Annotated in this window: 6 protein-coding genes; 5 read left to right on the top strand and 1 reads right to left on the bottom strand. The window is 57.1% G+C overall.

The window, feature by feature from the left end; all coding sequences use genetic code 11:
- Nucleotides 1-458: 458 nt before the first annotated feature.
- The 4 genes from E1J53_RS10375 (at nt 459) to E1J53_RS10360 (ending at nt 4,831) form a co-directional block, all read left to right on the top strand.
- Nucleotides 459-1,700, top strand: coding sequence for a cytochrome-c peroxidase (locus tag E1J53_RS10375; RefSeq protein ID WP_173021431.1), 1,242 nt, complete (start codon nt 459-461; stop codon nt 1,698-1,700).
- A 235-nt stretch (nt 1,701-1,935) separates the two neighbouring features.
- Nucleotides 1,936-3,000 carry an alanine racemase gene (locus E1J53_RS10370; RefSeq protein WP_134272856.1) on the top strand — a complete coding sequence of 355 codons (1,065 nt, stop codon included), beginning with the start codon at nt 1,936-1,938 and terminating at the stop codon, nt 2,998-3,000.
- A gap of 171 nt (nt 3,001-3,171) precedes the next feature.
- Nucleotides 3,172-3,897, top strand: a complete 726-nt coding sequence (locus tag E1J53_RS10365; protein WP_253931377.1) for a hypothetical protein — start codon at nt 3,172-3,174, stop codon at nt 3,895-3,897.
- A 40-nt stretch (nt 3,898-3,937) separates the two neighbouring features.
- Nucleotides 3,938-4,831: an aminotransferase class IV gene (locus tag E1J53_RS10360; RefSeq protein WP_134272855.1), complete on the top strand. Its 894-nt coding sequence runs from the start codon at nt 3,938-3,940 to the stop codon at nt 4,829-4,831.
- Nucleotides 4,832-4,839: 8 nt separating this feature from the next.
- Here E1J53_RS10360 and E1J53_RS10355 read toward each other — a convergent pair whose 3' ends face one another.
- Nucleotides 4,840-5,760, bottom strand: a complete 921-nt coding sequence (locus E1J53_RS10355; protein WP_134272854.1) for a hypothetical protein — start codon at nt 5,758-5,760, stop codon at nt 4,840-4,842.
- A gap of 144 nt (nt 5,761-5,904) precedes the next feature.
- On the opposite strand from E1J53_RS10355, the gene E1J53_RS10350 reads away from it, so the two are divergent.
- A complete protein-coding gene (locus E1J53_RS10350) occupies nt 5,905-6,750 on the top strand; it encodes a queuosine precursor transporter (protein ID WP_134272853.1) in 846 nt (281 codons plus the stop codon).
- Nucleotides 6,751-6,759 lie beyond the last annotated feature (9 nt).

The following is a 6,759-nucleotide window of genomic DNA, read 5'->3' as shown; positions in this document are numbered from 1 at the left end:
TTGACAATTTCAAGCCGCTCTTCTTTGGTAAATTGTTTCCTCATTTTCGACATCTCATCGAGTTGATTGGTTAAAAATAGTAACCAAGTCAATCAGAAGTAGCTGTCTACTATTGTGGGGAGCTCCAGGTTATTATTCTTCCCTCTTCCCTCTTCCCTCTTCCCTCTTCCTTCTTCCCTCTTCCTTCTTCCTTCTTCTTTCTTCCTTCTTCTTTCTTCCTACTTCCCTCTTCCTTCTTCCTACTTCCTTCTCCTCAGCCTCCTCCTTCCCTCCGGTCGGCGGACGAGCCAGCTCGTACCTCGCGTCTCGGCCGACGACCTACCTAGCAGCTTTTTTCGTTAAATCCTGAAAAACGCCAACGAATGACCGGCTTTCTGCGTCTTTTAACTGACCGTTAACTGACAATGGCGTTGCAATTCCATGACGCTGTTGGTAAATTTGATGCAAATACCCAGTCTATGAAACGTCTTTTACCCCTATTGATGCCGGTAGGACTCCTGTTGGTCCTTTCCGGGTGCCTCGAAGAAAAAACCACCATTGAAACGCCCACCGAAGAAGGACGTAGTCATCCGACCTCGCTGTCCTTCTCCGACCAGGAGATGGATGTCCTCCGGCAAAGTCTCGACATTTCTCAGCACATCAACCTTCCGGTCACTCAGGTGCCCAGTCACATTGGTCGGTTTGCGGGGGTAAGCGACGTACGCACCACGGGTTCCGATGCCCGCAAGGCCCTCCTGGGCCGGGTACTGTTTTACGATACCCAGCTGTCCGCTACCGGAGAGACCAGCTGTGCCACCTGCCACAAGCAGGAAATTGCCTTCTCCGATGACCTGGCCTTCTCCAAGGGCATCAATGGCGCGGTCACCAAACGAAATTCCATCGCACTGGGCTCCGTTCCCACCTTCGCGCCGGCCGTCAGCGGTTACGGCAGTACGGGCGATGAAGAAAGCCGGGCCGTGCAGGGCCGGGTGAAGTTTTTCTGGGACGAACGTGCGGGCACCGTAAGTGAGCAAAGTACGGCCACCATCCAGGACGAAATTGAGATGGGCCGCGATCTCGTGGAACTCTCCCAGGACCTTCGCCGTCAGGAACTCTACAAAATCCTTTCCTTTAAGGCCTTCGGCACGGAAGAACTCACGCCCGAGCGGATTACCCTGGCCCTGGAGAAATTTACCAGTTCGATCACTTCCATGAACACCCGCTTTGACGACCTCGCCAACCGGGAGTTCTTCGAAAGCCGGGAACAATTAGAACAACGGTTCACCGCTTCGGAACTGCGGGGGCGGGAACTCTTCAACCAAAATTGTGCGAGCTGTCACGGAGCCAACCTGGCGGAACCCACCGTCAACGTGGCCAACAACGGCCTGGAAATGAGCTACACCGACAAGGGCCTCGGCGACCTGTCCGGCAACGAGTTCGAGGCCGGTGTCTTTAAGGTTCCCTTCCTGCGCAATGTTGCCCTGACCGGCCCTTACATGCACGACGGCCGCTTTGCTACCCTGCGCGAAGTGATCGATCACTACAGCGAAAACATCGTGGAGCACCCCAACCTTCACCACAATCTCCGCAATGCCTTTGGCAACGTGCGTCGCCTCAACCTCAGCGAGCAGGATAAGCAGGCGCTGATTGACTTCCTCGAAATGGCCACGGACGAAACCCTGGCCACCAATGAATCGGTCTCGGATCCCTTCCGACGCTAGGTCAGATATGAGCTTGTATGGATTTTGGTCATCTGGCCGAATTTGAGATTTTTTTGGTGGTAGCAAGGCGGGGAACCCGGAGTTTAGCACCGCTAAAAGAGGATTTCCCCAATGAAGCTAACGTCAAAAAAGGCCAAATGGAGGTCGATTATTAAATTCCAATCAAGCTCAAAACGACACGAAATTTGGCAAGAGGCCGTAGCGGATTCCGCTACGGCCTCTTTACATTTACCCCATGCTTGAAACGGTCACTTCCCCTACCCTGCTCGTCAGCGAACGACGCGTACGTGCCAACCTGGAACGCATGGCGGCCCGCGCCAACCGCCACGGATTGGCGCTCTGTCCGCATTTCAAGACCCACCAGTCCCTGGAAGTCGGAGCCTGGTGCCGGGAGTACGGCATCGAAGAAATCACAGTCACCAGCTTACGGATGGCCCGCTTCTTTGCGGCGGGCGGCTGGCAGAAGATCGCCATCGCCATGCCCTTCAACCCTCGGGAAATCGGGGAACTTCAAGTACTGTCGCAGCGTGTGGAGCTGTCCCTTTTCCTCGTGGACTCCAAAGGGGCGGCCAAACTTGCCGCAGAACTATCGGCTCCGCTGGGGTACTTCATAGAAGTGGATGCTGGCTACGGTCGTTCCGGGGTTTCCTGGCGGGATCACGCCAGCGTGCGCAGCATCATCCGCGCAGCGGGACACCACCGCTTCCGGGGGTTTTACGTCCATAGCGGACACACCTACGATGCCAAAACGATTCCGGAAATAGCGGCCGTTCACCAGGAACTCCTCGACAGGCTCGGAGAACTGCAATCGGCGTTCAGCGACCTCCACCCGATCATGGCCATCGGAGACACGCCCGCCTGCAGCACCCAGGAGGAATTCCGCGGCATCGACCGCATCGGACCGGGCAACTTCATCTACTACGATCTGACCCAGGTGCAACTTGGCTCCTGTGGTTTAGGGGACATTGCCGCTTGTGCGGCCGTGCCGGTGGTACAGCACAAGGGAGAGGAGATTATCGTTCACGGTGGCTGGGTACAACTGGGTAAGGATAGTTTGCACCTGCCCTCCGGGCCCACAATTTATGGCCGGATGGTCCTGCTTAACCAGGATGGTCAGTGGGATACCTCCCGACCGATGGGTACGGTGACCAAGCTCAGCCAGGAGCACGGGACGATTCACCTACCAGAAAGTTTGCGGGCGGAAGTGCGTGTGGGAGATCTCGTGGGGGTGCTGCCGGTGCATTCCTGCGCCACCGTACACGGTTTGCGGGCCACGGGAGACACCAGGTTCCTGGCCTGATGACAAACGCCCTGCCCCCACGAAGGAGACAAGGCGCAGATATCGCGTTGAGAGACGCTATACGGAACAAATATAGGCTACTTTTGCATTCGTTCGGGAATAATCCTCCCAATCGTCCCCTTTTTTTGGCCAATTGGAGCATTATTTTTCCACTTTCATAAATGCCCAACCTTGAACACCCAGCTCAGAATAAACCTCTGGTCCTCACCCCGCAACATCAGCACCGCCATCATGTACAGCTTCGCGCAACGCGAAGATTGCCGGGTAGTCGACGAACCACTTTACGCACACTACCTGGTGAATCAACCCACCGAGGCCGTCCACCCCGGGCGGGCGGAAATCCTGAAGAGCCAGCCCCAGGACGGCGAGGCGGTGGTCCGGTGGATGCTACGGCATGATTTCGGTCCGAAAGCGGTTATTTTCAAGCAAATGACCCACCACCTGGTCGCGCTGGACCGCGACTTTCTGCCCCGGATGATCAACGTACTCCTCATTCGGGATCCCCGGGCCATTCTGGCCTCCTTCAGCAAGGTGGTGAAGGCCCCCACTGCCGCAGACGTCGGCATCCCACAGCAGATGGAGCTGTTCCGACAACTAAAGGCCGAAGGCGGATTGGCGGCCGTAGTGGACGCCAGGAAATTGCTACTGCAACCCCGTCAAGTCCTGGCCACGCTCTGTGAGCGGGTGGGACTGCCCTTTCAGCAAAACATGCTCAGCTGGGAAGCGGGCGCCCGACCGGAAGATGGCGTCTGGGCGCCACACTGGTACGCCAATGTGCACAAGAGCACCGGTTTTCAGCCCTACCGTGAGAAAACCTATGACCTTACTCCGGCCCTGGAGAAAATCGCCGTTCAGTGTGCCCCACTCTACGAAGAAATGCTGGCCGAAGCCCTCTGATTCTCCTTATTTCGAACCTTTACTTTCACAAATCCAATTCATGCTACAGCAATTTAACCCCGCCAACAAAGACCTGCTGGTGTACATAGACGGCAAGCTACTCCATCGTGACGAGGCGAAGGTCAGTGTCTTCGATAGTAGCGTCCAGGGAGGGGATGCCGTCTGGGAGGGCATCCGGGTCTACAACGGTCGCGTGTTTTCCCTGGAGGAGCACCTGGATCGCCTCTTTGATTCCGCGCACGCGATGTTGTTTCGGGGCGTACCGACACGAGAAGCCGTGCGGCAGGCAATTTTTGAAACCCTGCGGGCCAACCACATGACCGACGGCGTCCACCTCCGGCTCACCCTCACGCGGGGTGTAAAGATCACCTCCGGGATGGACCCTCGGCTCAACCAGGCGGGCTGCTCGTTGATTGTATTGGCCGAGCACAAGCCCCCCGTATATCCGGAGTCCATCACCCTCATCACCAGTTCGGTGCGCCGCAACAGCCCGATGAGCATCGACAGCAAGATTCACCACAACAACCTGATCAACAACATTCTGGCCAAGATTGAAGCCAATAATGCCGGAGCCGACGCCGGACTCATGCTGGACAAGGACGGCTACGTGGCCGAAGCCAATGGCGTGAACGTTTTCGCCATACACGACGGCACGGTGTATACTCCCCACGCGGATTTCTGCCTGCCGGGCATCACCCGGAAAACCGTCCTTCGGCTCTGTCGGGAAAATGGCATCCCCGCCGTGGAAAAGCGGATGTCCGTCACCGAATTTTACGTGGCCGACGAGGTCTTTACCACCGGCACCATGGGCGAACTTACCCGGGTGCGGGCCATTGACCAGCGGGAAATCGTTAACCGGGCGGAAAGCTCGGTATTGGGGAAAGTCCAGGAACTCTTCCGGAAGGAAACGGAGTCTGCCGGCGTACCCTTTTAGGGCATACCTTACCAGTAGAGGCTGTATCCGACGTAGGGTAAGGGGGGCGGAAAAAAGTCGTCTTCGTCCAGGAACAGCGTGAAGATGCCGAACTGCCAGCGGTGGCGCCGGCCGGCCAGGCTGGCGTTGATGGAGGGCAGCATGGTCAGCTGCCGGTCAAAGGGATCGAAGGGGTCAAAATTATCTTCCCGCTCCAGGGCGAGCACCACTTCGGTGTAGACGTGCCACCGCGGACTCAGCTGTCCGCCCACGGCCATCCGGTAGCTCCAGGCTTCTCCCCCAAACTCATCGGTATTGTAGAGCAGGCCCGTGCCCAGGTTGAGGAAGCGTCGCTCGTCCCCGAAGGTGACGATGCCGGATACGTCGCCCAGCGCCAGCAGTCCATTACTGTTGAAGCCCTGGGAAAAGGGAGGCAGAAGGAACTGGTTGGAAAGGCCGACGTTGACCTTGGGGGCCACCTGAAACCTTAGTTTCTGGGTCGTCAGCAGCCCCAGGGGGCCGGCCAGACCAATACCGATCTGGAAATTATCTCCAATGTTTCGTTCGACTACGGCGTAGATCAGGTTAATGACCCGAAGCTGGGTTTTGGACGTAAACGGGAGGGCCGTACGTTCGTAGGTCAGGTCCGAAAACCCGGCGGGTTGCATGCTGGTATATTCCCGGGCGACCGTACTGTTGAACACTCCGATGAACCGCAATTCATGGGTCGGAACCATTACTTCTTCCCGGACCGAGCGGACCTGCATCCGAATGGAATCCGAGCGGACCTCCATGACCGTGCCGAGTAATTTGGTGTAATCCAGCAGGATCAGTTGGTGCAACTGGGTGGTATCCCCAAGGTTGACCTTGTAATGGATTCGGGATTGATAGGGCTGAGCCATGGCCCCGAGGCCCAGGAAGAGAAACAGCAAAAACAATAGGGTGCGCATGAAATGCCGAAGGGGTTGTTTGGTAGTAGACGTAAAGTAATCAAATAACGTTGGAATTATCTTGGTCCGGTTTTTACACCAATCGGATCCGGGTCGAAAAAACCTTTCTACGACCCGCTTGTATTGCTTACCAAATATCATATCATGGCTGCCAGCGATCCGCAGGATGCCCCGAACGCCCTCACCGACGTCATCACTTACCGCCCCGGGCGACTTTTCATTATCCTTGCCGGCTTTTTCGTCGCCAATGCCCTGGTGGCAGAACTGATTGGGGTAAAAATCTTCGCCCTCGAAGATACCCTGGGCATCCCTCCCTGGGACTTCAACCTCTTCGGGGAAGTCGGTGCCCTGCAATTTTCCGCGGGGGTACTGCTCTGGCCCGTCGTTTTCGTCATGACCGATCTGCTCAATGAGTACTACGGTAGACGTGGCGTACGGCTGCTCAGCTTTCTTGCCGCCGGCCTGATCCTGTACGCCTTCGTCATGATCTATTTCGCCATTCAGCTGGCTCCGGCGGACTGGTGGGTCACCCAATCCCAGGAACGGGGCGTTCCCGATAGCCAGGCGGCCTTTCTGGTCACCTTCGGCCAGGGCTTGTTCATCATCGTCGGCTCCCTCATGGCCTTTCTGCTGGCACAGCTGACGGACGTTACCGTCTTCCAGCAAATCCGTAAGAGTACCGGAGAAAAGAAGCTCTGGTTACGGGCCACCGGCTCCACGTTGGTCAGCCAGCTGGTGGACAGCCTCGTGGTGCTGATCGTTGCCTTCAAACTGGGGCCCGAGCTCGTGGGGGGCGTCAATGATCCCTGGCCATGGTCCCGCATTTTCGCGGTGGCAACCGTTCAGTACGCCTATAAATTCACGCTGGCGGTGCTGCTGACGCCGGTCATCTACTGGGCCCACGGGCTCATCGACCGCTACCTGGGGCACGAAGTGGCCGAGCAGCTGAAGGCCCAGGCGGGGGAAGGAGGGGTCAGGACTGAGGACTGAGGATTGAGG

Origin of the sequence: Lewinella sp. W8 (genome assembly GCF_004375085.3) — a bacterium.
Classification (GTDB): Bacteria; Bacteroidota; Bacteroidia; order Chitinophagales; family Saprospiraceae; genus Neolewinella.
Note: the sequence above shows the minus strand (reverse complement) of the source record. Positions and strands in the feature narration are given on the sequence as shown.